Source organism: Streptomyces sp. NBC_00259 (genome assembly GCF_036181745.1).
Taxonomy (GTDB): Bacteria; Actinomycetota; Actinomycetes; order Streptomycetales; family Streptomycetaceae; genus Streptomyces; species Streptomyces pratisoli.
Genome location: NZ_CP108080.1, coordinates 4,711,802 through 4,737,608, shown reverse-complemented (window position 1 = coordinate 4,737,608; position 25,807 = coordinate 4,711,802). Strand labels below are relative to the sequence as shown.

The following is a 25,807-nucleotide window of genomic DNA, read 5'->3' as shown; positions in this document are numbered from 1 at the left end:
ATTCTACCGGCGCCCCGGGGCCGGTTTTCGTCTCACCATCCGAACCCGCATTGGCCCCGACGGGGACCGGGGGGCCATACTGCTCCCATGCGCAAGCACCCGACCTTCGTCTTTACCTATGGCACCCGGCCCGCCGGCTGCCATGGTCGTGCTGCTTGAGCTACTGACAAGCGACTTCCCAGGCGCCCCGGGCCGACAAGGCCCGGGGCGTTCTGTGTCTTCCGGGGCTGGTCGGTCCGGGGCCTCGTACACAAGGAGCCCCCTGATGACCGCCATGTCCCTCCCGACCGACACCGGCGCCCGCACCGACGAGGCCGCGGATCTGATCTCCGGCGCCCGTGAGCGGATCGACGCCCTCGACGACCGCATCATCGGTCTGATCCAGGAACGCATGGCCGTCTCGGCCGTCATCCAGGAGGCCCGGGTCACGTCGGGCGGCCGCCGGGTGAACCTGTCGCGGGAGATGGAGGTGCTCGGCCACTACCGGGACGCGCTCGGCAAGCCGGGTACGGCGTTGGCGATGACGATGCTGGAGCTGTGCCGGGGCCGTATCTGAGACGCGACCGATCCATACATCTGTACGGGCGCGCTCTCACCCGTACGGCCCGTGACCGCTCCTGGACCACTTCGTTGGTACCGATGTCCGTGTCAGCCAGGGGCGGGCCCCGCAGGAAAGAACCACGCGTGGCTCCGCCGGGGCGTGTGGCGTACCACAGGTAACGGGTACGTCGTGGGACCTCGCCCCGGCGCGCGTGACCGGTCGGCAGGGGACAGCAGCCCGGTCACCCCAAGGCGGTCGGTTCCGGGGACGCCCGGAACCGACCGCATCCGGTCGAAACAGTTGCGCACACCAGGACCGTCCAGCACGATGCAGAAACGCATCACCACTGCCATTGGTCCACACCACACACCAGACCAGCGGTGCCCCACCCCCCCGGGCGCCGCCCTCGGCACCGGCGCTGCCCTGACGCCGGTGCTGACAGCCAAGGGCCCCGCGGAAACGTTCCGCGGGGCCCTTCCTGTTGTCCGGACAGGAGCGCGCTGCGTTCGCCTGGCATAGGCCGGAGGCAATGTGTCGGGGGTCACATAAAGTCTGTGTGAGTTCCCGTGCAACCAATCCCCCTGGTCACAGGTCATGCATGCGGAACATCGGCCACACCCGTACCCCCATAACCGGTGAGGGCCATCAGACTCCGTACCGCATGACGCGGTACGCCGGACTTCACCGAGGTCTTCATGAAGCTTCGCCGCGCTATGGCCGTCGCCGCCGCGACCGCTGTCATAGCCCCCGCCGCCTTCCTGGCGGCGGCGCCGGTCGCATTCGCGACGACCGGCGGCACCACCAGCACGACCTCCGGTTCGACGGGTGACACAGGGGCCGTGCCTGCCGAGGACACCACGCCGGGCGAGGACACCACGCCGGCGGACGAGACCCCGGCCGAGGAGACCAAGCCCGAGGGCGAGACCCCGGCGGAGGAGACCAAGCCGGAGGGCGAGACCCCGGCCGGGGACACCAAGCCGGACGAGGAGACCAAGCCGGGCGAGGACACCAAGCCCGACGAGGACACCAAGCCGGGCGAGGAGGACCCCGCCGAGGACGGCGAGGACGAGGAGTTCCCGATCTGCGAAGAGGGCGACATCCAGGTCTCCCTCGGCGGCTTCCCGAACAAGATCGTCGCGGGCAGCGGCTGGAAGAACTTCACGTTCGACGTGGAGAACTCCGGCAAGAACGACATCGAGAGCCTGCAGGTCTACACGGTCGCCACGTACGGCAAGTCCCCCGAGGACTTCGACGACAGGCTCATCGAGAAGTACGCGCACTTCGAGTACAAGGACCCGTCGGGCAAGTGGGTCAACGACTTCGCCGGCTCCGGGATCAACAACGGCATCTTCTTCGGCGAGTTCGCCCTCGACGCCGGCCAGAAGGTCAGCATCGACCTCCGCGTGAAGATCGACAAGGCCGCCCCCGCGGGCGACGGCCTGGCGCTCGCCGCCGGTGGTTACGACAACGGCGCCGAGGACGAGACGTTCGCGTGCTTCGAGAACGGCGACGTCTACCCGTTCCAGGTGATCAAGGCCGGCAGCGACGCCGGTGACGTCGAGGACTCCGAGCCGACCGGTGAGAAGCCGTCGAACGACGTCAAGCCGCAGGGCGAGGCCAAGCCGATCGAGGTCACGGGCAACCTGGCCGAGACCGGTTCGTCCTCGGTGCTGCCGGCCATCGGGATCGCCGGCGGTGTCGCCGTCGTCGCCGGTGCGGGTGTGGTCTTCGCGATGAAGCGCCGTAAGGGCGACGCGATCGCGTAACACACCGCGACAAGCAAGGGAGGCGCTGCACTCGGAGGGGGGTGCAGCGCCTCTCTCATGTCCGGAGGCGGTCAGGTCTCATGTCCGGAGGCGGTCAGGCGGAGGACTTCGGCGGGACCGCCGGCATGCCCAGGAAGGGCAGGTTCAGCGCGCCGAAGGCGTCCGCCGGGACCGCGGGGGACTTCGGGGCGACCGGGGTGAGGCGTTCGTACGCGGCATCCTGCTGCGGACGGGGGTCGCTCTCGCCCTTGTTGGGCCAGAAGGACATCGCGCGTTCCGCCTGGGCCGTGATCGTGAGGGACGGGTTCACACCGAGGTTCGCGGAGACCGAGGCCCCGTCGACGACCGAGATGCCGGGGTGGCCGTAGAGGCGGTGGTACGGGTCGATGACGCCGGACTCCGCCGAGTCGCCGATGGGGCAGCCACCCAGGAAGTGGGCGGTGAGCGGGGTGCCCATCAGCTCACCGATGTTGGAGCCGGCGAAGCCGTTGATCTCCTCCGCGAGAAGGGACGCGGCCCGCGTGGCCTCGGGGATCTGGTTCGGGTTCGGGACGCCGTGGCCCTGGCGGGCGGTGAGGAGACCCTTGCCGAGGCCCTTCGGCTTGCGGTACGTCGTCAGCGAATTGTCCAGGGACTGCATGACCAGGCCGATGATGGTCCGCTCCGACCAGCGGCGGTTGGACAGCGCGCGGAGCGTGAGCCAGGGGTGGCGGGCGCAGTTGGCCAGCCAGGCCAGGACGCGCCGTGAGCTGTAGGGGACCTGGAGGACGGTCATGCCGCCCATGGCGTTGGAGCCCTTGCCGTAGCGCACCGGCTCGATGTGGGTGCTGGCGTCCGGGTGGATCGACGACGTGATCGCCACGCCCCGCGTGAAGTCGACCCGGTCCTGGCCGTGCCGCTTGCGGTACCTGCGGTTGTCCGTCTGGGCGCCGACGATCGCCTCGGAGTTGGTGCGGGTCAGCTCCCCGAGCCGCGAGGACACGCGGGGCAGGAGCCCGCTGTCCTTCATCCGGTGGAGGAGGGTCTGGGTGCCGTACGTACCGGCGGCGATGACGACCCGCTGCGCCGTGAACGTACGGCCCCGGCCCTTGCGCTTGTTGTCGCTGGGAAGGGTCGTGACGGCGAAGCCGCCACGGGAGTCCTCGGTGACGGCGGAGACCGACGTCATGGGGTGGATGACGGCTCCCGCCTTCTCGGCGAGGTAGAGGTAGTTCTCGTTCAGGGTGTTCTTCGCGCCGTGGCGGCAGCCGGTCATGCACTCGCCGCACTCGGTGCAGGCGCGGCGGGAGGGGCCCGCGCCACCGAAGTACGGGTCGGGGATCTCCGCTCCGGGCTCGGCCTTCGCCTTGCCGTCGGCGTCGACCCCGTCGCCGAAGAAGACGCCGACCGGCGCCATGTGGAAGGAGTCCCCCACGCCCATCGCCTGGGCGGTGGCCTTCAGATGGACGTCCGAGGGGGTCATCGTCGGGTTGAGCCGGACCCCGAGCATGCGCTTGGCCTGGTCGTAGTACGGCTTCAGCTCCTCCTGCCAGTCCGTGATGTCCTTCCACTGCGGGTCGTTGAAGAAGGGGGCAGGGGGGACGTACAGCGTGTTGGCGTAGTTGAGGGAGCCGCCGCCGACCCCGGCTCCGGCCAGCACCATCACATTGCCGAGCAGATGGATGCGCTGGATGCCGAAGAGGCCGAGCGCCGGGGCCCAGAGGTAGTTGCGCAGGTCCCAGGAGTTCTTGGGGAGCGTCTCGCGGGTGAAGCGGCGGCCGGCTTCGAGGACTCCGACGCGGTAGCCCTTCTCGGTGAGGCGCAGCGCCGAGACCGAGCCGCCGAAGCCGGAGCCGACCACGATGACGTCGTAGTCGTAGTCGTGATTCTGGGCAGGGGGGACCTCGGACATGGCTCTCCTCGTCGAGAACGTGCGGACGTGCGATCGTGCGGGTTCGGGGGTCAGCGCAGGCGCAGGGCCTTCATCACCTTCAGGGACGTGCTCATGAACGCCGCGTACTTCGCGTCGTCCATGCCGAAGGACGGGGCGAGCGGGATCAGCCGCTGCTGGGCCACGGTCTGTGCCTCGGTGTACTTGAGGATGCCCTCGGAGCCGTGCCGACGACTGAGACCGGAGTCCTTCATTCCGCCCATCGGGGACTGCACACTGCCGTACGCGGGCGCGTACCCCTCGTTGATGTTGACGGTGCCGGTGCGCAGTCGGGCGGCGACGGCGTGGCCGCGCCTGCCGTCCTTGGTCCAGACACTGGAGTTCAGGCCGTACGGGGTGCCGTTGGCCTGCTCGATGACGTCGTCCTCGTCCTTGAAGCGGTAGATGGAGACGACGGGACCGAAGGTCTCCTCGGCGCAGACGGCCATCGGTGCCTCTACGCCGTCGAGGATGGTGGGTTCGTAGAAGAGCGGGCCGATGTCGGTGCGGTGGACACCGCCCGTGACGAGCGTGGCGCCCTTGGCGACGGCCTCGTCCACGTGCCGCTGCACGGTCTCCAGCTGGCGCTCGCCGACGAGGGAGCCCATGTCGGCGCCGTACGCGAGGGAGTTGCCGAGGCGCATCGCCTTCGTACGGGCCGCGAAGCGCTCCACGAACGCGTCGGCGACGGACTCGTGCACGTACAGGCGCTCGATGGAGATGCAGAGCTGGCCGGCCGAGGAGAAGCAGGCGCGTACGGCACCGGCGGCGGCCTTGTCGATGTCGGCGTCGTGCAGCACCAGCATGGCGTTCTTGCCGCCGAGTTCGAGAGAGACGCCGACGAGACGGGCGGCGGCGCCCTGGGCGACCTCGCGGCCGGTGCGGGTGGAGCCGGTGAAGGAGACGTAGTCGGCGTGCTTGACGACCTCGGGGCCGACGACCGGTCCGTCGCCGATGACGACCTGGAAGACACCGGCCGGGAGCCCGGCCTCGATGAGGAGGTCACGGGCCCACAGGGCGGTGAGCGCGGTCTCGGTGTCGGGCTTCATCACGACGGCGTTCCCGGAGACGAACGCCGGCAGCGCGTCGCCGACCGACAGCTCCAGCGGGTAGTTCCAGGGCGCGATCTGGCCGACGACGCCACGCGGCTGGCGCAGCTCGGTGGTCTTGGTGAGCACGGGCACGACACCGGTGTGCCGCTTCGGCTTCAGGTACGAAGGAGCCTTGCGGCCGTAGTGGCGGGCGGCGACGGCGACGGCCAGGACCTCTTCGTGGGCGTGGAGGCGGGCCTTGCCGGTCTCGAGCTGGATCAGGTCGAGGACCTCGGCCTGGCGCTCCAGGACCAGGTCGTGGAAGCGCAGCAGTACGGCGGCGCGGGCGCGCGGGGAGGTCGCGGCCCAGGCGGGCTGGGCGGCGCGGGCGCGGGTGAACGCCTCGGCGACGTCCTCGGGGGTGGACTCGGGCAGATCGGCCAGCTTCTCCCCGGTGAAGGGGGTGTGGTTGGCCGTACGGCCGGAACCGACGACGCCTCGGGTGAGCTGGGCGACCACCTCGGGTGTGACCACGTCGGCGGCGGTGCGCGCGCCGGCGGGGGCGGCGGCGGTGGGGTTGGTGCCGAGCGCGTCGGTGTGCTGGGCGGCGGGGGCCTGCGAGTCCGTCATGGGGGCGAGGGTATGACGCAATCAAGGCTTTGGGTACCCGTCGGTAACAGCTTTTCGCGAGGCCCACACATTGCGCCAGCGATCACTGGCAGATAACCCCTGATCAGGGGCTTGTGGCGTCGTTGGCCCTCCCCGTGGCCCCCGTCGCCACCTTTCCGAGGCGGGACGCGCTCCCGGACGCCCTTGAAGAGGTCGATGCCTTCGGCCTCGTCCCGGCCGCAGCAGAGCGGCGTCCATGCCGTCCAGGTTGGTGGGGACGACCCGCTGGTCAGCCCGCCGGAGGCTGGAAGCTCTGCACCATCGTGTCGAACTGCTTCCGCGTGGTCGACCACTCCTTCGCGGGGCTCGACATGTAGAGCGCGTACTCGGTGCCGTCGTCCGCGTAGTAGACCTGGTCGATCGCCCGGCGCTCGCCCGCGTTGTTCTTGGTCTCGGTCCAGGTGAACTCCCACAGCGCGGACTTCTCCTGGTCGCGGAAGGTGTTCTGGTCCAGCCTCACCCGCTGGTACTCGGGCAGCCGGGTGCGGACGGTCTTCTCGACGTCCTGCATGTGCATGTACGGGTTCTCGAAGTCGGGCGTCCTGTCGATGCTGATCCGGATGAGATGGCGTCCGTTGTCGGGCGTGTAGTCGATCTGGTCGCCGTCCAGCTGCCGTTCCCAGCCCTCCGGTACGAGCAGGCTGAAGCCGGCGGGGTCGTCGACCCGCTCCCATCCGTCCTGCTCGGCCGATGGCGTGGTCTTGCCGCCGGCCGCGCCGGACGTGGTGGACGAACCGGGGTCGTCCTTGCCCTGGCCGCCGCTATCCGCGTAGCGCAGTGCCAGGAATCCCGCCCCGCCTCCGACAACCGCCGCCAGGGCGATGACGAGCAACGTCCTGCGCCAGCGACCGGAACGTTTCCGCACCGGCACCGCCGCGGTGGACGGGTGTGCGTGCCCGTCCGGTACGTGCGGCCCGGAGAGCACCGCCGTCGCCGCGCGCCGCTCCTCGGCGTCCACGGACTGCGTCGGGACGTACTGCTGCGCCGACTTGGGGCGGCGGCCCTCCATCGCCTCCAGCAGCATCCTCTCGGCCTCGTCGGCCGGCGGGCGCTGCCCGGGCTCCTTGCGCAGCAGCGCGGTGATGACCGGCCCCAGCGATCCCGCGTGCTCGGCGGGCGCCGGCTCCTCGGTGACCACGGCCTGCATCGTGGACAGCGGTGACGTACGGCGGAAGGGCGACGTCCCTTCCACCGCGGTGTAGAGCGTGGCGCCCAGGGACCACAGGTCGGAGGCGGGCCCCGGGTCGCCGCCGCGTACCCGCTCGGGGGCCAGGTAGTCGATGGAGCCGACCAGTTCACCGGTCCTGGTGATGGTCGAGTCGCCCTCGATCGCGGCGATGCCGAAGTCGGTGAGCAGGACCCGTCGGTCGGAGGCGAGCAGCACATTGCCCGGCTTGACGTCGCGGTGCAGCACACCGGCGGCGTGCGCGGCGCGCAGTGCGCCGAGGACGTGCAGACCGATGCGGGCGGCCTCGGCGGGCGGGATACGGCCCGACTCCTTGGCCGCGTCGGCGAGTGACGGCCCGTCGACGTACTGCATGACGATCCACGGCCGGCCGTCGTGCTCCAGGACGTCATGGACGGTCACGACGTTGGGGTGGCTGATACGGGCTGCCGCGCGGGCTTCCTTCTGGGTGCGGGCGTGCAGCACCGTACGGTCCGCCTCGGACACGTACAGACCTGCGGTGAGTTCCTTGACGGCGACGGTTCTGTGCAGGACTTCGTCCTGGGCGCGCCAGACCTTGCCCATGCCGCCCCGGCCGATGGTCTCGGTCAGCCGGTACCGGCCTGCCAGCAGCAGTCCCGCTGCCGTACTCGCGCTCTGTGCGTGTTCCACGTGTCCCCGCCCCGTTCCTTGGATTGACAGGTTACGGAGGGGAGGTACGTACGCGGAACCTGGGGCGGCTCAGTAACTCGCACCGTGATCCGATGGTTGCGGGGCGCGGTCGCCTCGCGGGGCCCGGGCGACCGGGTCAACCACCCGCCCGATAGGCCGCCGTGGCCTGCTCGTAGATCTCGGTGACCTTGTCCCGCCGGTCCTCGGGACCGATCACCTGCAGCACGTGGTACCTGTCGCCGACGATCATCGCGAGGTTGCGGACGAACACCTCGCGCCCGGTGCTGTCCTGCCAGGTGAACTGGCCTTCCGCCATGGCCTGCTTGCCCACGTCTATCCGGCGCAGCCCGGACGCGGAGGACCACGAGGAGTCGCGGAACGGCTGGAGTTCACGCTCCTTGTCGCGCTGGTACGCCATCGGGTCCGCGCCGTTGGCACTCACCGGATCGCGGCCGGGGACGACGATGAGCGTGAAGTCACCGCCGATGTACCGGACCTGGCCGCTGTCGTTGACGGGCCTGCGCTGCCAGGTCTTGTCGACACCGATCCGGAAGCCCTCGGGGTCGATACGCACGACATAGCCGTCGGCGAGGTCGACGGCGGGCGCGGAGGTCTGCGGCTGCCGGCCGTCCGGGGAGGCGTCGCCCGCCGGCTCGTTCGCGGGCGTGCCCCCCTGGGACGCGGGAGGGGACTGCGGAGCCTCCCCGGCGCCCGTCCCCGGGCCGGACTTCGGCATGAACAGCACGGCGTAGGCGATGGCGGCGGCGAGCGCGAGCAGGATCAGCAGGAGCAGGATCCTGCCCAGCGAGCGGGGTCCGCGCGGGCGCCGCTCCCGGGGCTCACGCGGAGCCTTGGCCTTCTTGTGGCGATGGCGGCCGTGCCTGATGTCCGGGGAACCGGCCCGGCGCCTGCGGACCAGTTCGCCCCGGCGGCGTACGACGGGCAGACGGGTGCCGTCGACCGAGGGCAGCGGAACGACCTCGGCGCCCGCGTCGGGTTCCGGAGCGGACCGCACGAGCGAGCGCAGCCAGCCGCGCAGCTCCTCGAAGTCCGGGCGCTCGGTGGGGTCCTGACGCAGCAGCGACTCGACGACCGGGCGCAGCGGTCCGCATTCCTCGGCGAAGGCGGGCGGTTCGGCGCAGACGAGCTGGACCAGCTCGACGGCGCTCTCCTCGGGGTACGGGGCGTGGCCCTGCACCGCGCGGTAGAGCAGCGCGCCGAGCGCCCAGAGATCGGTGGCCGGGCCGATGGGCGGCGCCAGCTGCCAGTTCTCGTGCACGGGTCCGGCCTGCTCGGGTGCCCAGCGCTCGGTGACCGCGCCGACGACGGCGATGCGGGTCTGGCGCGCCCGCTCGGCGGCGAGAGGCGTGGCGGGTCCTCGATAGGCCGTGGCCGCACCGGCGGCGACCACCTCGTCCCAGCGGCCGCCGACGGTCGCCTGCTCCTCGTGGACGGATGCGCCGCTCTGGCGCCGTGCGTCGGCACGCAGGGCGTCGCGGCCGGTGCCGGCGTAGGGGGACGCACCGTAGCGGGAGGTGCCGCCGCCTGCGGAGATCGGCGCGGGGCCGTCCGCGCCGGATGCGGGGCCGTCCCGCCAGACGCCCGCGAGCCGGGGCCGGCGGGGGTTCGGGGGCGGATCCTCGTAGAGGTCGTCGTCCCTGTCGTCGTCCCTGTCGTCGTCCGTGCCGTCGTCCCTGCCGTCGGCGTCGCCTGCCGGCTGGGACCACCACTGCGGCGCGGCCGGGGCGGTACCGGTGCGGGGCGCGGGCAGGAGGGCGCCGCGGTCGTCGTCCGGCTCGTCCCGTACACCGGGGTGGTGCAGTCGCCCGACCCCGTCGATCCCGCGACCGGGGGCGGGCAGCAGGCCCGGATCACCGTGGTCGTCGACGGCGCCGTCACCGCCCTGGGCATGCCCGCCGTCCTGGCCGTACGCGTCGTCCTGGCCGTACGCGTCGTCCTGGCCGTACCGGCCGAGTCGGCCCTCCTGGTAGTCCTCGCGATCCTGGTGGTCCTGGCGGTCCTGGCGGTCCTCCGGGCCGGTCACTTCCTGCCGGCGGTCCTCGCTGACGCGGGCCGCGGCCCGGGTGCCCGCCCGGTACGCGGCGATGGCACCGGCTCGTGCGGCCCGTACGTCCCCGGCGCCCTCACCGAAGCCGTACCCGTACGCCGGCGGGGTGTACGGCGCGTGCGGCTGCACCGCCTCGCCGGCGGCGGGCCCGGCGTCCTCCACCAGCTCCGCCTCCTCCACCGGCTCCACGGGGTCCGGCACCGGCGCGTACCCGCACAGGGCCTCCTCGGCGGCGCCCGCCGCGAGGCCGGTCAGGACGACTCTGCCGTCGTCGCAGACGAGGACCGTGCGCACCGTGATGTTCCGGTGGGTCCAGCCGTGCGCATGGAGGGCACGCAGCGCCGTGAGCACGTCCGAGCCGATCTCCGCCGCCCGGTAGGGATTCAGCGGCTCCTCGGCAAGCAGCGCGGCCAGCGGCCGTGCCGCGACCAGTTCACTGACGATCCACAGCGAACCGTCCTCGGCGAACACGTCGAAGACCTGGTCGAGCCGGGGGTGGTCGGGGATCTGCGCGGCGGCCTGGGCGGCTTCTACGGCCCGCCGCACCGCCGGATCCGTGGGCCGCCGGGTGCTGCGCCCGGGAGCCCGGCGAGGCGCGGGAACGCCCCCGTAGCCGTCCGCGTCGAGCACTTCCGCTTCCACGACCTCCGGCAACGGCACCTGCCGGAGGAGGACTTCCTGACCGCTGTAGGTGTCGAAGGCGCGTGTCTCGACGAGTTCGTACTCGTCGGAGGGCGGCAGAGGCAGCCGATAGCGTTCGGCGAGCACCCTTCCCGCATAGTCGTCCACGACGCCTCCCCACAGCGTGCTGCTTTCATGGCTCGGCTCGCCTCGGGCCGCTCGGGCCGCCCTTCGGCCCACTCGCCGTCCCCCGGTCGCGCCGACCGCACGAAGCCGTCAATTCCGGTCGTTCACCGGTCTCTTGCGGCTGCGTACGGTCCACGGCCTCTCACGATACGTGGCCTGGTCAGTCCTTGGGGGTGAACCCCTCAGTCCTTTGGGGCGAACGTGTCGAACGCCGTCTTGCGCAGCGTGCTGCACTCCGCGCCGTCCCATTCGCTCGCCTTGCAGCTGATCATGATCGAGTAGCCGTGACGGGCGTCGACCTTGAAGCCCCGGTTGAGCACCCGCACCCGCTGACCGTTCTGGTTGCGCTCGAAGCTCCAGTCGGCGACGGTCGGGTAGCCCTTGTAGTCGACCGTGTCGATGCCGAGGTGCTTGTAGCCGTTGCTGCTGCTCTTGACGGCGAACACCGCCGCCGTCCACGCGGCCTTCGCGTCGTCGCCCGGGCTGCCCGTGAAGTCCACCTGGACGCGCGGGAAGCCGCCGTTGGCGCTGAAGATCGCGCCCGAGTTCTGGCCGGCGGTACCGGTGCGGCGGAAGTCCTTCGGCATCGCCATGCTGAAGTGGAACTGGTCGTTCGTCACCCTCGCGTACCCGGCGGGAATCGCCTTCCCGCCGGCGGGTCCGCCGGTGTCCTTGCCGCCGGACGGCTGTGTGCCGCCCGTGCCCGTGCCCCCGCCGCCGGTCTGGCCCGTGTCATCCTTCGGGGAGTCGTCGCCCTGGCCCTGGCCGCCCTGGCCACTGCCGCCGTCCTTGCCGTCGCCCTTGCCCTTGGCGTCACCGCCGGCGGTGGCCCCGGCCGAAGCGGTCGTACCGCCCTTGGGCTTGCCCTTGCTGCCCTCGTCGTCCCCGCCCAGCGTGAGGACGAGCACGGTGGACAGGACGGCGAGCACGGCGACGACCGCGATGACGACCAGCGTGCGCTTGGGCACCACATCGGTGAGCGGCGCCCGCACGGGGGCCGTCCGCGTGACCGCGGGCCCGTTCGCCGGCCTCGGAGCCGCGGCCGCGGCCGCGGACTTCTGCTCGGGCTTCGCCGCCGCGTTCCGCACGGAGCGCAGTGCGCCGCGGACCCGGTCGGCCGCCGCGTCGGCCGCCTCCTTGGCCCGGTCCCTGGCGGGAACCGCGGGCTCCGGCGGGAGCGGCGGCAGCGCGACGACCCGGGTCGCCTCGGGCGACGGCTCCGGCTCGGCCGGCCGCTCCGGCGCGTGGATCACGTCCAGCAGCAGTGCCCGTGCCCCGGCCTCGTCGAGTCGCTGCGCCGGGTCCTTGGCGAGCAGGCCGTAGATGACCTCCTCCAGCGGCCCGGCGTTCTTCGGCGGGTCGAGCGGCTCGGTCATCACGGCGGTCAGGGTCGCGATGGCGGAACCCTTGTCGTACGGCGGGCAGCCCTCCACGCTCGCGTACAACAGCCCGCCCAGCGACCAGAGGTCGGCCGCCGGTCCCGGCTTGTGGCCGCGGGCGCGCTCCGGCGAGATGTACGAGGGCGCGCCGACGAGCATGCCGGTGGAGGTGATGGACGGGTCGCCCTCGACCTGGGCGATGCCGAAGTCGGTGAGCACGACCCGGCCGTCCTCCGAGATCAGCACGTTGGACGGCTTCACATCGCGGTGCAGGATGCCCTCGCGGTGCGCGGAGCGCAGCACGTCGAGGATGGCGAGACCGACCTCGGCCGCCCGGCGGGGCGTCAGAAGGCCGTCCTCGCGGACGGCTTCGGCGAGCGACTTGCCCTCGATGAGCTCCATGACGATCCACGGCCGGTCGTCCTCGTCGACCACGTCGTAGACCGTCACCGCGCCGTTGTTGCGGATCCGGGCGATCGCCTTCGCCTCGCGCAGGGTGCGTGTGATGAGGCGGCGCTTCTCGTCGTCGTCGATGCTGTTGGGGAAGCGGAGCTCCTTCACGGCGACCGTGCGGCCGAGCGTCTCGTCGACGGCCCGCCAGACGGTGCCCATGCCGCCGCGTCCGAGGACGCCTCCCAGCCGGTACCGTCCGGCCAACAGCCGTCCCTCGGCCGTCGGTCCGCGTCGCGCCGACGATCCGGCGGCCTTCGCGTCACCGCCGCGGGCGCCCTGCTCCGCCGCGTCCTTCACCGAGTCCCGCGCGCCCTTGGGCCCGGCTGCCGCGTCCTCGGCACCTCGGTCACCGGCGCCTCGCTCACCGGCACCCCGGTCACCGGCACCGGCGCCGGCACGGGCGCCGCGGGCGTCCTGCGGCCCGGACTTCGTGCCGCCGCCCGCGCTCCCGGGCGCGTCCTTCGCCGTACCACCGCGCCCGGCGGCCGACTTGGCGTCGTCCGCCCCGCCGGAGGCCGCAGGCGCGTCGCCCCCGGTCTCCGGCCGCGTGCCGGCACGTCGTGGGTCCGGCTTCTCGCTCTTCGCTTCCTTCGCGCCGTTCACGTCCTTCGCGTCGCCGCTCCCCGCCCCCGGGCGCGACGCGTCCGACGCGTCGCGTCCGCCGTCCTTCGCCGTGCTCGCGCCCGAACCGCCGTGCTCACGCCCGGCCGAGCCCCCGGTCGCATCCGCCGTCGAGTCCGCGCCGGTGGCACGTTCGCCGTTCCGCGCCGCGTCCCGAAGGGGCTCCTGTGTCGTGTCCCGCGACTGCTCCGCCTCCGACATGCGTCCCCTCTGCGATCCCTGATCTTCGCCCGCGCCTGCCGCTTCCCGCGCGATGCGGTAACCCGCCCTGGAAGAGCCCCCATTCTCTCTCACTCCAGCACTGGCGAATCTCCCGGGTCCACCGTGTGTCAGGAAGGCTCCGGAGGAAGGGATTCCGCTGGATCCTAGATCGGGACGATGTCCGGCGCCCCCAGCCGCGCCGCGTCGGCCGTCAGATCGTCCGGCTGCCGCTGCGATTCCCGCTCGGCCTCCACCCGCTTCTCGTAGTGCTCCACTTCCCTCTCGATCTGCCCCTTGTCCCAGCCGAGCACCGGGGCCATCAGCTCCGCGCACTCCCGCGCACAGCGCGTGCCGCGGTCGAACGTCTCGATGGAGATGCGGGTCCGGCGTGTGAGCACGTCGTCGAGATGGCGCGCCCCTTCGTGGGAGGCGGCATAGACGACTTCGGCGCGCAGATAGTCCTCCGCGCCGCCGAGCGGCTCGCCGAGCTTCGGGTCGGCCGCGATGAGTTCCAGCAGCTCCTCCGTCATGGATCCGTAGCGGTTGAGCAGATGCTCGACACGGGCGACATGGATGCCGGTCCGCGCCGCGATCCTCGCGCGCGCGTTCCACAGGGCCCGATAGCCCTCGGCGCCCATCAGCGGCACATCCTCCGTGACGCAGGCGGCGACCCGCTGGTCCAGTCCGTGCACCGCCTCGTCCACGGCGTCCTTCGCCATCACGCGGTACGTCGTGTACTTTCCGCCGGCGACGACGACCAGACCGGGCGCGGGGTGGGCCACCGTGTGCTCGCGGCTGAGCATGCTCGTCGCGTCCGACTCACCGGCGAGCAGCGGGCGCAGGCCCGCGTAGACCCCTTCGACGTCGTCGCGGCCGAGCGGCACGGCGAGCACCGAATTGACGTGCTCCAGCAGGTAGTCGATGTCGGCGCTGGACGCGGCCGGATGGGCCTTGTCGAGATCCCAGTCGGTGTCGGTGGTCCCCAGGATCCAGTGCCGTCCCCAGGGGATGACGAACAGCACGGACTTCTCGGTGCGCAGGATGAGTCCGGTGGTCGAATGGATCCGGTCCTTGGGCACGACCAGATGGATGCCCTTGGACGCCCGGACGTGGAACTGCCCGCGCTCACCGATCAGGGCCTGGGTGTCGTCCGTCCACACACCCGTGGCGTTGACGATCTGCTTCGCCCGGATCTCGTACTCCCCGCCGGTCTCGACGTCCTGCACCCGGGCGCCGACGACCCGCTCCCCTTCGCGCAGGAAGCCGATGACCCGTGCCCGGCTGGCGACATGCGCGCCGTACGCCGCGGCCGTCCGCACCAGGGTCGCCACATAGCGGGCGTCGTCCATCTGGGCGTCGTAGTACTGCAGGGCGCCCACCAGGGCGTCCTTCTTCAGGCACGGTGCGACCCGCAGAGCGTGCTTCCGGGAGAGGTGGCGGTGGACGGGCAGGCCGCGGCCGTGACCCGAGGACACCGACATCGCGTCGTACAACGCGACGCCCGCTCCGGCGTAGGCCCGCTCCCAGCCCCTGTGCTGCAGCGGGTAGAGGAAGGGCACCGGCTTCACGAGATGCGGGGCCAGGCGCTCCAGCAGCAGTCCGCGTTCCTTGAGCGCCTCGCGCACCAGCGCGAAGTCCAGCATCTCCAGATAGCGCAACCCTCCGTGGATGAGCTTGCTCGATCTGCTCGATGTGCCGGAGGCCCAGTCGCGGGCCTCGACCAGCCCGGTCGACAGTCCGCGCGTCGCGGCGTCCAGCGCGGTCCCCGCGCCGACCACCCCGGCGCCGACCACGAGCACGTCCAGCTCACGCTCTGCCATTGCGGCGAGGGCCTCCGCGCGCTGCGCGGGTCCCAGTGTCGCTGTCCTCACGGTGCCTCCCGTCGCCCCCACTGGTCGGGCTCACACACATGATTCTGTCCGCACTCCGCGACTTCAGCCACCGCCTGTGGACAACACTCGGGCAGCCAGACACTCACAATCCCGCATAACGGTCATATTTACTCCTAGTCTGACATTGCGCCTCCTCGTTCTGTCCACAGAACTTGCGCGTCACGTCCCCTTCGGCTACTGGGAAGGACGCCTCACCACCATGCCCGCAGACCTCGCCGTCATCGGACTCGGCCACCTCGGACTGCCACTCGCCCAGGCCGCCGTAGCCGCGGGCATCGCGACCGTCGGATACGACACCGACCCCCGCCCCGCCGCCGAACTCGCCGCAGGACGTCCCCCCGTGGACGGTTCGCTCAGCGCCTCCGAAATCCGCCGGATGCTCTCGGGGGGCTTCCGGCCCACCACCGACTCCGCCGAACTCGGCCGGGTCCGCACGGCCGTCATCTGCGCCCCCACCACCCTGGGCGCCGACCGCAGACCCGACCTCGGCGCGGTCGGCAACGCCGCCAGGGCGCTGGCCGCCCGGCTGCGGCCGCACACGACCGTGCTGCTCGAATCCGCCGTCGAGCCGGGCACCACGGAGAGCTATCTGAAGCCGATCCTCGAAGAGGGCTCCGGACTGCGCGCCGGCCACGACTTCCATCTGGCCTACTCCCCCAGCCGGCTCGACCCGGGCAACCGCGCCTACGGCTACGCCAACACCCCCCAGGTGATCGGCGGGCTCACCCCCGCCTGCACCGAATCGGCGGCGGCGTTCTACGGCCGCGTCAGCGACAAGGTGGTCCGCGCCCGCGGCCCCCGCGAGGCAGAGGCCGCCAAGCTCCTCGAAACCAACTTCCGGCAGGTCAACATCGCCCTCGTCAACGAGATGGCGGTGCTCTGCCACGATCTCGGCGTCGACCTCTGGGACGTCATCCGCTGCGCCGAGACCAAGCCGTTCGGCTTCCAGGCCTTCCGCCCCGGCCCCGGCGTCGGCGGCCACGGCGTCCCCCTCGACACGGTCGGCCCCCACCGCACCCTGCGGCTCGTCGAACTCGCCGGACAGATCAACGAACGCATGCCGCAGTACGTCATCCAGCGCTGCGCGACCCTGCTCAACGAACACGGCAAGTCGGCCCGCGCGGCCCGGGTGCTCCTCCTCGGCATCACCTACAAGCCGGACCTCGCAGACCTCGAAGGCTCTCCAGCACCCGAGATCGCCCAGCGGCTCATCGACCTCGGCGCCTCCGTCGGCTACCACGACCCGTACGTCCAGGACTGGCGCGTGCACGACCGCCCGGTCCCGCGCGCCGACTCCCTCTACGAGGCGGTCGCCAACGCCGACCTCACGGTCCTGCTCCAGCATCACCGCACCTACGACCTGCAGGGCCTCGCGGTGAAGGCGCAGATCCTGCTGGACACCAGGGGCGCGTCCCCGGCAGGCGCGGCACACCGCCTCTGACCTGCCCAGGTCCGCGACGGACGGCCCGGGAATCCCCGTGTGCCGGCTACGAGGGCTTCGCCATCACCAAGAAGGTCGCCGCATAAACCGGGCACGAACCCACATGGGGCCCGGCACCTTGGTGGTGCCGGGCCCCATGTCGTCGTCGCAGCAGGCGTCAGCGCTTGTGCTGGGAGTCCGCGACCGTCACCTCGACGCGCTGGAACTCCTTGAGCTCGCTGTAGCCGGTCGTCGCCATGGCCCGCTTCAGGGCGCCGAAGAAGTTCATCGAGCCGTCGGGGGTGTGCGACGGACCGGTGAGGATCTCCTCCGTCGTGCCGACGATGCCCAGGTCGACGAGCTTTCCGCGCGGCACGTCCTCATGGACGGCCTCCATGCCCCAGTGGTGGCCGCGGCCGGGCGCGTCCGTCGCGCGGGCCAGCGGGGAGCCCATCATCACGGCGTCCGCACCGCAGGCGACGGCCTTCGGGAGGTCGCCGGACCAGCCGACCCCGCCGTCGGCGATGACGTGCACGTAGCGGCCGCCGGACTCGTCCATGTAGTCGCGGCGGGCCGCGGCGACATCCGCGACCGCCGTCGCCATGGGGACCTGGATGCCCAGCACGTTGCGCGTGGTGTGCGCGGCGCCGCCGCCGAAGCCGACGAGGACACCGGCCGCGCCCGTGCGCATCAGGTGCAGCGCCGCCGTGTACGTGGCGCAGCCGCCGACGATGACCGGGACGTCGAGCTCGTAGATGAACTGCTTCAGGTTGAGCGGCTCGGCCGCACCGGAGACGTGCTCGGCCGAGACGGTCGTGCCGCGGATGACGAAGATGTCCACACCGGCGTCGACGACGGTCTTGGAGAACTGCGCGGTGCGCTGCGGCGACAGCGCCGCGGCGGTGACGACTCCGGAGTCGCGCACCTCCTTGAGGCGCTGTCCGATCAGCTCTTCCTTGATCGGCGCGGCGTAGATCTCCTGCAGACGGCGGGTCGCCGCGTCCTCGTCCAGTTCGTCGGCGATCTCGTCGAGCAGCGGCTGCGGGTCCTCGTACCGGGTCCACAGGCCCTCGAGGTTGAGCACGCCCAGTCCGCCCAGCTCACCGATGCGGATCGCGGTCTGCGGCGAGACGACGGAGTCCATGGGAGCGGCCAGGAACGGAAGCTCGAAGCGATAGGCGTCAATCTGCCAGGCGATCGAGACCTCCTTCGGGTCCCGGGTGCGCCGGCTCGGGACGACGGCGATGTCGTCGAAGGCGTATGCCCTGCGGCCGCGCTTGCCGCGCCCGATCTCGATCTCAGTCACGATGTGTGGCCTTTCCCTCTACGTCTGCGCCTACCAGTATCCCCGACGCACACGTCAGGGGCGGTCCCGGGAATCCCCGGAACCGCCCCTGACGAAACGCGTGCGCTACTTCCTGCTGTAGTTCGGCGCCTCGACGGTCATCTGAATGTCGTGCGGGTGGCTCTCCTTGAGTCCGGCCGAGGTGATCCGCACGAACCGGCCGCGGTCCTGCAGCTCCGGCACCGTGCGGCCGCCGACGTAGAACATCGACTGGCGCAGACCGCCGACCAGCTGGTGGACGACCGCGGAGAGCGGGCCCCGGTAGGGGACCTGGCCCTCGATGCCCTCGGGGACGATCTTCTCGTCGGAGGCGACGCCCTCCTGGAAGTAGCGGTCCTTGGAGAAGGAACGCTGCTCGCCACGGGACTGCATCGCGCCGAGCGAACCCATGCCGCGGTACGACTTGAACTGCTTGCCGTTGATGAACAGCAGCTCGCCGGGCGACTCCTCGCAGCCCGCGAGCAGCGAGCCGAGCATCACCGTGTCGGCGCCCGCGACCAGGGCCTTCGCGATGTCGCCGCTGTACTGCAGGCCGCCGTCGCCGATGACCGGGACGCCCGCCGCCTTGGCGGCGAGCGAGGCCTCGTAGATCGCGGTGACCTGCGGAACTCCGATACCGGCCACGACTCGCGTCGTGCAGATGGAGCCCGGGCCGACACCGACCTTGATGCCGTCGACGCCGGCGTCGATGAGCGCCTGGGCGCCGTCGCGGGTGGCGACGTTGCCGCCGATGACATCGACGGGGGCGTTGGACTTGATCTTGGCGACCATGTCGCCGACCAGCTTGGAGTGACCGTGCGCGGTGTCGACGACGATGAAGTCGACTCCGGCCTCGATCAGGGCCTGGGCGCGCTCGAAGGCGTCACCGGCGACACCGACGGCGGCACCGACGAGGAGCCGGCCCTCCCGGTCCTTCGCCGCGTTCGGGTACTTCTCCGCCTTGACGAAGTCCTTGACGGTGATGAGGCCCTTGAGGATGCCCGCGTCGTCGACCAGCGGAAGCTTCTCGATCTTGTGGCGGCGCAGCAGCTCCATGGCGTCCACGCCGGAGATGCCGACCTTGCCGGTGACCAGCGGCATCGGCGTCATGACGTCGCGCACCTGCTGGGAGCGGTCCGTCTCGAAGGCCATGTCGCGGTTGGTGACGATGCCGAGCAGCTTGCCCGCCGCGTCGGTGACGGGGACACCGCTGATCCGGAACTTGCCGCAGATGGCGTCCGCCTCGGCGAGCGTCGCGTCCGGGTGCACCGTGACCGGGTCGGTGACCATGCCGGACTCGGAGCGCTTCACCAGGTCGACCTGGTTGGCCTGGTCGGCGATGGAGAGATTGCGGTGCAGCACGCCCACGCCGCCCTGGCGGGCCATGGCGATGGCCATCCGGGACTCGGTGACCTTGTCCATGGCGGCGGACAGCAGCGGGATGTTCACCCGCACGTTCTTCGAGATGAACGAGGCGGTGTCGATCTGGTCGGGCGCCATGTCGGACGCGCCCGGCAGGAGCAGCACGTCGTCGTAGGTCAGCCCGAGTGTCGCGAATTTCTCGGGCACTCCGTCGACGTTGGCAGTCATGACACCTTCCCCAAATGGCCTTGATCGGTGCGGATGTCCATGCTAACGGGATCCGAAGGTGTCTCATTCCACGATCAAGATCGCCGAGCAGCTTTGTACGTTCGTACGTACGGACGCGGCGTGCGGTTCATCGCGTGCCGTCATCCGTCAACGCTACTGCTCCGCCAGCGCCCGCAGGCGGCTCAGGGCCCGGTGCTGTGCCACCCGGACCGCGCCCGGGGACATCCCGAGCATCTGCCCGGTCTCCTCGGCGGTGAGCCCGACCGCGACCCGCAGCACCAGCAGCTCCCGCTGGTTCTCCGGAAGGCTGGCGAGAAGCCTCTTGGCCCACTCCGCGTCGTCGCTGAGCAGTGCCCGCTCCTCGGGCCCGAGCGAGTCGTCGGGCCGCTCCGGCATCTCGTCGGAGGGCACGGCCGTCGAGCCGGGATGCCGCATGGCCGCCCGCTGCAGATCGGCGACCTTGTGGGCCGCGATCGCGAAGACGAACGCCTCGAACGGGCGCCCCGTGTCCTTGTAGCGCGGCAGCGCCATGAGGACCGCGACGCAGACTTCCTGCGCGAGGTCCTCGACGAAGTGACGGGCATCACCGGGAAGCCGGCTCAGCCGGGTGCGGCAGTACCGCAGCGCGAGCGGGTGCACATGGGCGAGCAGGTCGTGCGTGGCCTGATCGTCGCCGTCGACGGCACGGTGAACGAGTGCACCGATTGCCCCATGGGCGGTCGCCGCCTCGTCGTCACGCATCGGTCCATGGTGCCTCGACTGCCGTCGATCCGTGGCACCGTGTCCATAGTTGTGCACCGAAGCGTTATGAGCAGGTGCGCCGGAAGTCATCTCCTGCGCCCTCCCCTTGCGCTCGACAGACTCGTCCCCGAGGAACTCCACAACTCAAGGATGCGGCATCGCGCGGGAAACGTGCGCCCGCTGTCGCCATCACCTCGTCCGCCGCCCCGCCCACCGTGTGACGGGCGGGACTCACGATGCCTGTGGGACCAGTGGGACCCGTGGGGCGGCGCACCGGGCGCGCGTCGCACGTACGAACGGCCGCGCGCCCCTTCGGTTCGCCCGCCGGGAGCGGTCCCGGCCACGCCCGGCACCGCTCAGCGAACCAGGCCCCAGCGGAAGCCGAGCGCGACGGCGTGCGCCCGGTCCGAGGCGCCCAGCTTCTTGAACAGCCGCCTGGCGTGCGTCTTCACCGTGTCCTCGGAGAGGAACAGCTCACGCCCGATCTCGGCGTTGGACCTGCCGTGGCTCATGCCTTCGAGCACCTGGATCTCACGCGCGGTGAGCGTGGGCGCGGCGCCCATCTCGGCCGAGCGCAGCCGCCGTGGGGCGAGCCGCCAGGTCGGGTCGGCGAGGGCCTGGGTCACCGTGGCCCGCAGCTCGGCGCGCGAGGCGTCCTTGTGCAGATACCCACGGGCGCCGGCGGCCACGGCGAGCGCGACGCCGTCCAGGTCCTCGGCGACGGTGAGCATGATGATCCGGGCGCCGGGATCGGCGGACAGCAGCCGGCGGACCGTCTCGACGCCGCCCAGTCCGGGCATGCGTACGTCCATCAGAATCAGGTCCGAGCGGTCGGCGCCCCAGCGGCGGAGGACTTCCTCGCCGTTGGCCGCGGTCGTCACGCGCTCTACGCCGGGCACGGTTGCCACCGCGCGACGGAGCGCCTCTCGGGCGAGCGGGGAGTCGTCGCAGACGAGGACGGATGTCATGGCCGCCCTCCGCAGCTGATGCGCGTCACCTTGAGCCTCCAGGCTGGTTACGTATCGTCACCTGTGCGGTTGAACGCCCCCGGACATCTGCCCGAGTGCTTGTTCTCTCAACCGCCTCCGCCCTCTCAACGACGGTCACTCGAAAGAGTTACGGGTGGGCCGGGCACCTTCGGCACTCTACGTGAGGACCCGTGAGCGGAGGAGAGCGACACAGCTCATCAGCACGTCACATGGCAGCTATGCCCCATTTAGCGGCATTTCTTCCCTTTTACTGGTGTCTGTGGCTAGATTCGCAATGAGTCATATTTACATCTACTTACACCGTAGATGTACGGTCGGAGCTCAGGCATCCACTCAGCACGGCTACAAGGGGACATGCGCTATGGCAGATTTCTCCCGCCTTCCCGGACCGAACGCCGATCTGTGGGACTGGCAGCTGCTCGCAGCATGCCGTGGGGTAGACAGCTCACTCTTCTTCCATCCCGAGGGGGAACGCGGCGCGGCAAGGAGTGCGCGCGAGAACTCGGCGAAAGAGGTCTGCATGCGGTGCCCGGTGCGCGCGGAGTGCGCGGCGCACGCACTGGCGGTGCGGGAGCCCTACGGGGTATGGGGTGGACTGACGGAGGACGAGCGTGAGGAGCTCATGGGGCGGGCCCGGCACCGGCTGATCCCGGCGGGTGGCGCGGGAGGTGCCCCGCACGGCTGAATCGAGCCGCCAACCTTTCGAAGAAACGTTCCTGCACAGTCCGGCCCCGGGCCGGCCGGTCCTGCACGACCCGCCCCTGCCCTGTCGTGCGCGGTCCCGCACCGTTCGGTCCGGCGCGGGACCGCGGGCGGGTGCGCGGATCGGGCGGGACCACGGGCGGATCAGGCGCGACCGCGGGCGGATCAGCGCGCGGCGGCCAGCGCCAGCCGGTCCAGGGTGGCCGCGACCGTGGGGACCTGGGCCAGATCGGGCAGGGTCAGGGCGACGATCTCGCGGTGGACGGCCGGCTCCACCGCCACCGTTCTGGCGCCCTTGGGCAGTACGGACTCCAGCGCCAGCTCCGGCAGTACGGCCACGCCGAGACCCGCGCCGACGAGTCCGACCACGGCCGGATAGTCGTCCGTGGCGAAGTCGATCCTGGGGGTGAAGCCCGACTCCTCGCAGACCGCCACCAGTTGGCGGCGGCAGCGCGGACACCCGGCGATCCAGGGTTCGTCCGCCAGTTCCGCGATGGACAGGGAGCCGGAGTCCGCCAACCGGTGCCCCTCGGGCACCAGCCCGACGAGCCGGTCGCTCAGCAGCGGCCGTACGACGAGGTCCTCCCACTCCGTGCCCCCGGCGCCGTAACGGAAGGCCAGGGCCACATCGCAGTCCCCCTCGCGCAGCATCTCCTCGGAACGCGGCGGCTCGGCCTCGACGAGGGAGACGCGGGTGCCCGGATGCGCGGCGCGCAGCGCGGCCAGTGCGGTGGGCACGAGGGTGGAGCTGCCGCTGGAGAACGACACCAGCCGGACCCGGCCCGCACGCAGGCCCGCGATCGCGGCGACCTCCTCCTCCGCGGCGGTCAGCCCGGCCAGGATGCCGGCGGCATGGCGCACGAGGGCCTCACCGGCCTGGGTCAGCCGCATCTCCCGGCCGGCGCGGATCAGCAGCGGGGTGCCGGCGGATGTTTCGAGCGCCTTCATCTGCTGGCTGACGGCGGGCTGGGTGCAGCCCAGTTCACGCGCCGCCGCGGAGAAGGAACCGGTGGCGGCCACAGCACGCAGGACACGGAGATGACGGGCTTCGATCACTTTTCGAGCATAAGGGACGCTTGGAGGCCCGGCGAATTGTTCGCGGGTCGCTTTGAGGAGGCTTGGAGGGGAAGCGACCGTTCCGAGGGCCGGGCCTGACAGGCCGGGGCCGGACCCCTGGCACTAACGTGCCGCCTATGACGACAGCACTGATTACGGGCGCGACCGCGGGCATCGGGGCCGCCTTCGCGCGGCGTCTCGCGGCGGACGGGCACGATCTGGTCCTGGTGGCACGGAACACCGAGCGGCTGCAGGAGCAGGCGACCGAGCTGCACGACCTGCACGGCATCGAGGCGGAGGTGCTGACGGCGGACCTGGCCGAGGAGGACGGGATCGTCTCGGTCGAGAAGAGGCTCGCCGACCGCAGGCGGCCGGTGGATCTGCTCGTGAACAACGCCGGCTTCGGCAACAAGGGCCGGTTCCTCGAAGTGTCCATGGCCGATGAGCTGCGGATGCTGAAGGTGCACTGCGAGGCCGTGCTCCGGCTGACGTCCGCGGCCACCGAGCCGATGCGCGACCGGGGCAGGGGCGGGGTGGTGAACGTGGCGTCGGTGGCCGCGTTCGTACCGCGCGGGACGTACGGGGCGTCGAAGGCGTGGGTCGTGCAGTTCACCCAGGGCGCGGCCCGGGACCTGGCGGGCACGGGCGTACGGCTGATGGCGCTCTGCCCCGGGTTCGTGCGGACCGAGTTCCATCAGCGGGCGGGGATGGGGACGGAGAACGTCCCGGGCTGGATGTGGCTGGACGCGGACAAGCTGGTGTCGTCGGCACTCGCCGACCTCGCCCGTGGCAGGACGCTGTCGATCCCGGACCCGCGCTACAAGGCGCTGATGGGCGTGGTGAAGCTGGCTCCGCGCGGTCTGCTCGGCGGGGTCAGTTCCCGGGCGGGCCGCAAGTACGGACCGAAGTAGTTCCGTCCCCCCAGGTCACCGTGAGGGTGCGGCCGGTGATCTCGATGTCCGCGAGCGCGGTGACGGGCGTCGGGTCCGGCTCGGCGGTGAGCGAGGCGAGCGCGACGAAGAGGCTGTCCGGCCCGCCGCCGGTGGTGCCGTGGAGGGCGGCGGTGCGGGTGCGCGGACCCTGGAGAGTGGGACCGGACGCGGACGCGGTGCGCACCGCGTAGCCGTGCACCGGCTGGAGCTGGGCGGTGGGGCCGCCCGGGGTGGTGGCCCAGCCGGTCTGGCGTACGGGGGTGCCTTCGGGCGCTCCGGTGACGAGATGGGCGCGGATCTCGGCGCGGCCGTGGGCGAGTGTCAGGGAGTGGACCCGCACTCCCGGGCACGGGGTGTGGGCGGAGGCGGCCCAGCCGGGGCCGGCGCCCCTGGGTTCCGCGGGGCCCCGTGAGGTGGGTCTTCCGTCGACGACCAGGGCGAAGTGGTTGTCGGGGAGCGCGGTCGGCTCCGTAGTGGGCCCGGTGCGGGTGGAGTAGGCGAAGCGCGCGTAGCCGGGGTCGTCCTGCCCACCGCTCTGGCTGGAGCCGTGGTTGTGCAGCCGTACGAGTCCGTCGGCGACGGTGGACTGGACGAGCAGACCCGGCGACGCGAGGGCGGTGACGGCGTCCTCGGTCTCGGCGGGCAGCCGCTCCTCGCGGCCGGTCCAGGCCGGGTGATCCGGTGGCAGGAGCAGGCCGAGGAAGCCCTTCGACGCCCAGTAGGGGGAGGCCGGTCCCGAGTAGCCCTGGAGGACGGGTTCGTACGGGCCGTGCCAGCCGAGGGTGAGCAGGCCGCGGTCGTCGGTGGCGCCCCGGTCGAGGAAGTGGCGCAGGGCGCCGGAGGCGAGCCGGCGGGTGGCGCCGGGCCCGAGCGGGGTGTGGCCGGTGAGGGCGCCGAGCCACGGGGCGGACGCGGCGGCGAAGCGGTACGTCAGCGAGCGGCCGTACGGCATCGGTGACCCGTCGGCGCCGAAGAGGCGCGCGTAGCCGTCGAGATGGGCGCGCAGCCGGGGGCCGTAGCGGTCGAGGAGGTCCTCGTCGCCGGCGAGGTGGGCGTGCAGGACGGGATAGAGGTGCAGGGCCCAGCCGTTGTAGTGGTCGAAGGACCTGTTGTCGCCGTCGCTGTACCAGCCGTCGCCTTCGTACCACTCCTCTATACGCGCCAGCGAGCGGTCGATGGTGCGCCGGGCCAGGTCGGTCTCGATGCCGGCGTCCTGGAGGAATCCGGCGACGGTGAGGCCGAAGAGCCACCAGTTGTTGTCGACGGGGGGCGGCCCGAGGGCGGGCAGCAGCCAGTCGACGGCGCGCCGGCGGGTGCGGTCGTCGAGGGTGTCCCACAGCCAGGGGCGGGTCAGCCGCAGGGACAGGGCGACGGAGGCGGACTCGACGATCGCCTGGGGGCAGTCGGCCATGAGCGGCCAGCGGTCGTGCCCGTCGGTGTGCCCGGTTCCGGAGGCGAGCCCTTCGGCGTACCGGGCGAGGTGGCCGTGGGGGTCGTCGCCGTGCGCTCCCGCGACCCGGAGGGCTGCGAGGAGGAAGGTACGGGCGTAGCCTTCGAGACCGTCCGACCTGGGGCCCGAGGCACTGGGGCGCGGGCCGGGAAGGTTGATCAGCCCGTGGTGGGGCGAGGCGTAGGGCCGTACGGCCAGCAGGAGTTCGTCGGCGACGGCCTCCCAGTGGCCGCGGGTCCAGCCGGTGTACGGGCTCAGCTCACGGTCTTCGGGCAACGTGGGCACGTTCCGCATCCTTCACCGCAGGTGATTCAACGGTCAATAGAATGAGAGCGAATGATCGAAACTCTTGTCGTTCGATCACCTTGCATTAAGGTCGACTTCCTGCGAGCGACCGAAGCGAGTCATCACTGCGAGGGGGACAGCCGC

Annotated in this window: 17 protein-coding genes; 5 read left to right on the top strand and 12 right to left on the bottom strand. The window is 71.4% G+C overall.

Annotated features, from left to right (window positions below; genetic code table 11):
• Positions 1–265: 265 nt before the first annotated feature.
• Positions 266–556, top strand: a complete 291-nt coding sequence (locus OG766_RS21565; protein ID WP_328725991.1) for a chorismate mutase — start codon at positions 266–268, stop codon at positions 554–556.
• A gap of 680 nt (positions 557–1,236) precedes the next feature.
• Positions 1,237–2,307: an LPXTG cell wall anchor domain-containing protein gene (locus OG766_RS21560; protein WP_328725990.1), complete on the top strand. Its 1,071-nt coding sequence runs from the start codon at positions 1,237–1,239 to the stop codon at positions 2,305–2,307.
• Between the two features lie 94 nt (positions 2,308–2,401).
• Here the strand turns inward: OG766_RS21560 and OG766_RS21555 are convergent, their stop codons facing one another.
• The 6 genes from OG766_RS21555 to OG766_RS21530 all read right to left on the bottom strand — a co-directional run bounded on the left by OG766_RS21555 (position 2,402) and on the right by OG766_RS21530 (position 15,153).
• Positions 2,402–4,198 (bottom strand): GMC family oxidoreductase, encoded by a 1,797-nt coding sequence (locus OG766_RS21555; protein ID WP_328725989.1) that lies wholly within the window; start codon positions 4,196–4,198, stop codon positions 2,402–2,404.
• Positions 4,199–4,248: 50 nt separating this feature from the next.
• The gene (locus tag OG766_RS21550) at positions 4,249–5,877 is read right to left on the bottom strand and encodes a succinic semialdehyde dehydrogenase (protein WP_328725988.1); all 1,629 of its coding nucleotides are present in this window, start codon (positions 5,875–5,877) and stop codon (positions 4,249–4,251) included.
• Positions 5,878–6,145: 268 nt separating this feature from the next.
• Positions 6,146–7,753, bottom strand: a complete 1,608-nt coding sequence (locus OG766_RS21545) for a serine/threonine-protein kinase (RefSeq protein WP_266381718.1) — start codon at positions 7,751–7,753, stop codon at positions 6,146–6,148.
• A 136-nt stretch (positions 7,754–7,889) separates the two neighbouring features.
• Entirely contained in the window at positions 7,890–10,610 is a 2,721-nt protein-coding gene (locus tag OG766_RS21540) for a protein kinase (RefSeq protein ID WP_328725987.1), read from the bottom strand.
• 200 nt (positions 10,611–10,810) lie between these two features.
• Positions 10,811–13,282 (bottom strand): protein kinase domain-containing protein, encoded by a 2,472-nt coding sequence (locus OG766_RS21535; RefSeq protein ID WP_266381712.1) that lies wholly within the window; start codon positions 13,280–13,282, stop codon positions 10,811–10,813.
• 164 nt (positions 13,283–13,446) lie between these two features.
• Positions 13,447–15,153 carry a glycerol-3-phosphate dehydrogenase/oxidase gene (locus OG766_RS21530; protein WP_266381709.1) on the bottom strand — a complete coding sequence of 569 codons (1,707 nt, stop codon included), beginning with the start codon at positions 15,151–15,153 and terminating at the stop codon, positions 13,447–13,449.
• Between the two features lie 220 nt (positions 15,154–15,373).
• Between OG766_RS21530 and OG766_RS21525 the strand changes: the two genes are divergently transcribed.
• Complete coding sequence (locus tag OG766_RS21525) at positions 15,374–16,615, top strand: nucleotide sugar dehydrogenase (RefSeq protein ID WP_328725986.1); 1,242 nt, start codon at positions 15,374–15,376, stop codon at positions 16,613–16,615.
• Positions 16,616–16,772: 157 nt separating this feature from the next.
• Here OG766_RS21525 and OG766_RS21520 read toward each other — a convergent pair whose 3' ends face one another.
• The 4 genes from OG766_RS21520 to OG766_RS21505 form a co-directional block, all read right to left on the bottom strand.
• A complete protein-coding gene (locus OG766_RS21520; RefSeq protein ID WP_266381703.1) occupies positions 16,773–17,900 on the bottom strand; it encodes a GuaB3 family IMP dehydrogenase-related protein in 1,128 nt (375 codons plus the stop codon).
• Between the two features lie 105 nt (positions 17,901–18,005).
• Positions 18,006–19,508, bottom strand: a complete 1,503-nt coding sequence (gene guaB, locus OG766_RS21515) for an IMP dehydrogenase (protein ID WP_328725985.1) — start codon at positions 19,506–19,508, stop codon at positions 18,006–18,008.
• Between the two features lie 153 nt (positions 19,509–19,661).
• Positions 19,662–20,249 carry a sigma-70 family RNA polymerase sigma factor gene (locus OG766_RS21510; RefSeq protein WP_266381697.1) on the bottom strand — a complete coding sequence of 196 codons (588 nt, stop codon included), beginning with the start codon at positions 20,247–20,249 and terminating at the stop codon, positions 19,662–19,664.
• Between the two features lie 356 nt (positions 20,250–20,605).
• Positions 20,606–21,217 (bottom strand): response regulator transcription factor, encoded by a 612-nt coding sequence (locus OG766_RS21505; RefSeq protein WP_003948568.1) that lies wholly within the window; start codon positions 21,215–21,217, stop codon positions 20,606–20,608.
• Positions 21,218–21,599: 382 nt separating this feature from the next.
• On the opposite strand from OG766_RS21505, the gene OG766_RS21500 reads away from it, so the two are divergent.
• Positions 21,600–21,923 (top strand): WhiB family transcriptional regulator, encoded by a 324-nt coding sequence (locus OG766_RS21500; protein WP_017949599.1) that lies wholly within the window; start codon positions 21,600–21,602, stop codon positions 21,921–21,923.
• A 182-nt stretch (positions 21,924–22,105) separates the two neighbouring features.
• Here the strand turns inward: OG766_RS21500 and OG766_RS21495 are convergent, their stop codons facing one another.
• Entirely contained in the window at positions 22,106–22,996 is an 891-nt protein-coding gene (locus OG766_RS21495) for a LysR family transcriptional regulator (RefSeq protein WP_266381694.1), read from the bottom strand.
• A 137-nt stretch (positions 22,997–23,133) separates the two neighbouring features.
• On the opposite strand from OG766_RS21495, the gene OG766_RS21490 reads away from it, so the two are divergent.
• Positions 23,134–23,907: an SDR family NAD(P)-dependent oxidoreductase gene (locus OG766_RS21490; RefSeq protein ID WP_328725984.1), complete on the top strand. Its 774-nt coding sequence runs from the start codon at positions 23,134–23,136 to the stop codon at positions 23,905–23,907.
• Here OG766_RS21490 and OG766_RS21485 read toward each other — a convergent pair.
• Positions 23,870–25,672 (bottom strand): DUF2264 domain-containing protein, encoded by a 1,803-nt coding sequence (locus OG766_RS21485; RefSeq protein ID WP_328725983.1) that lies wholly within the window; start codon positions 25,670–25,672, stop codon positions 23,870–23,872. The genes OG766_RS21490 and OG766_RS21485 overlap by 38 nt on opposite strands.
• Positions 25,673–25,807: the final 135 nt, after the last annotated feature.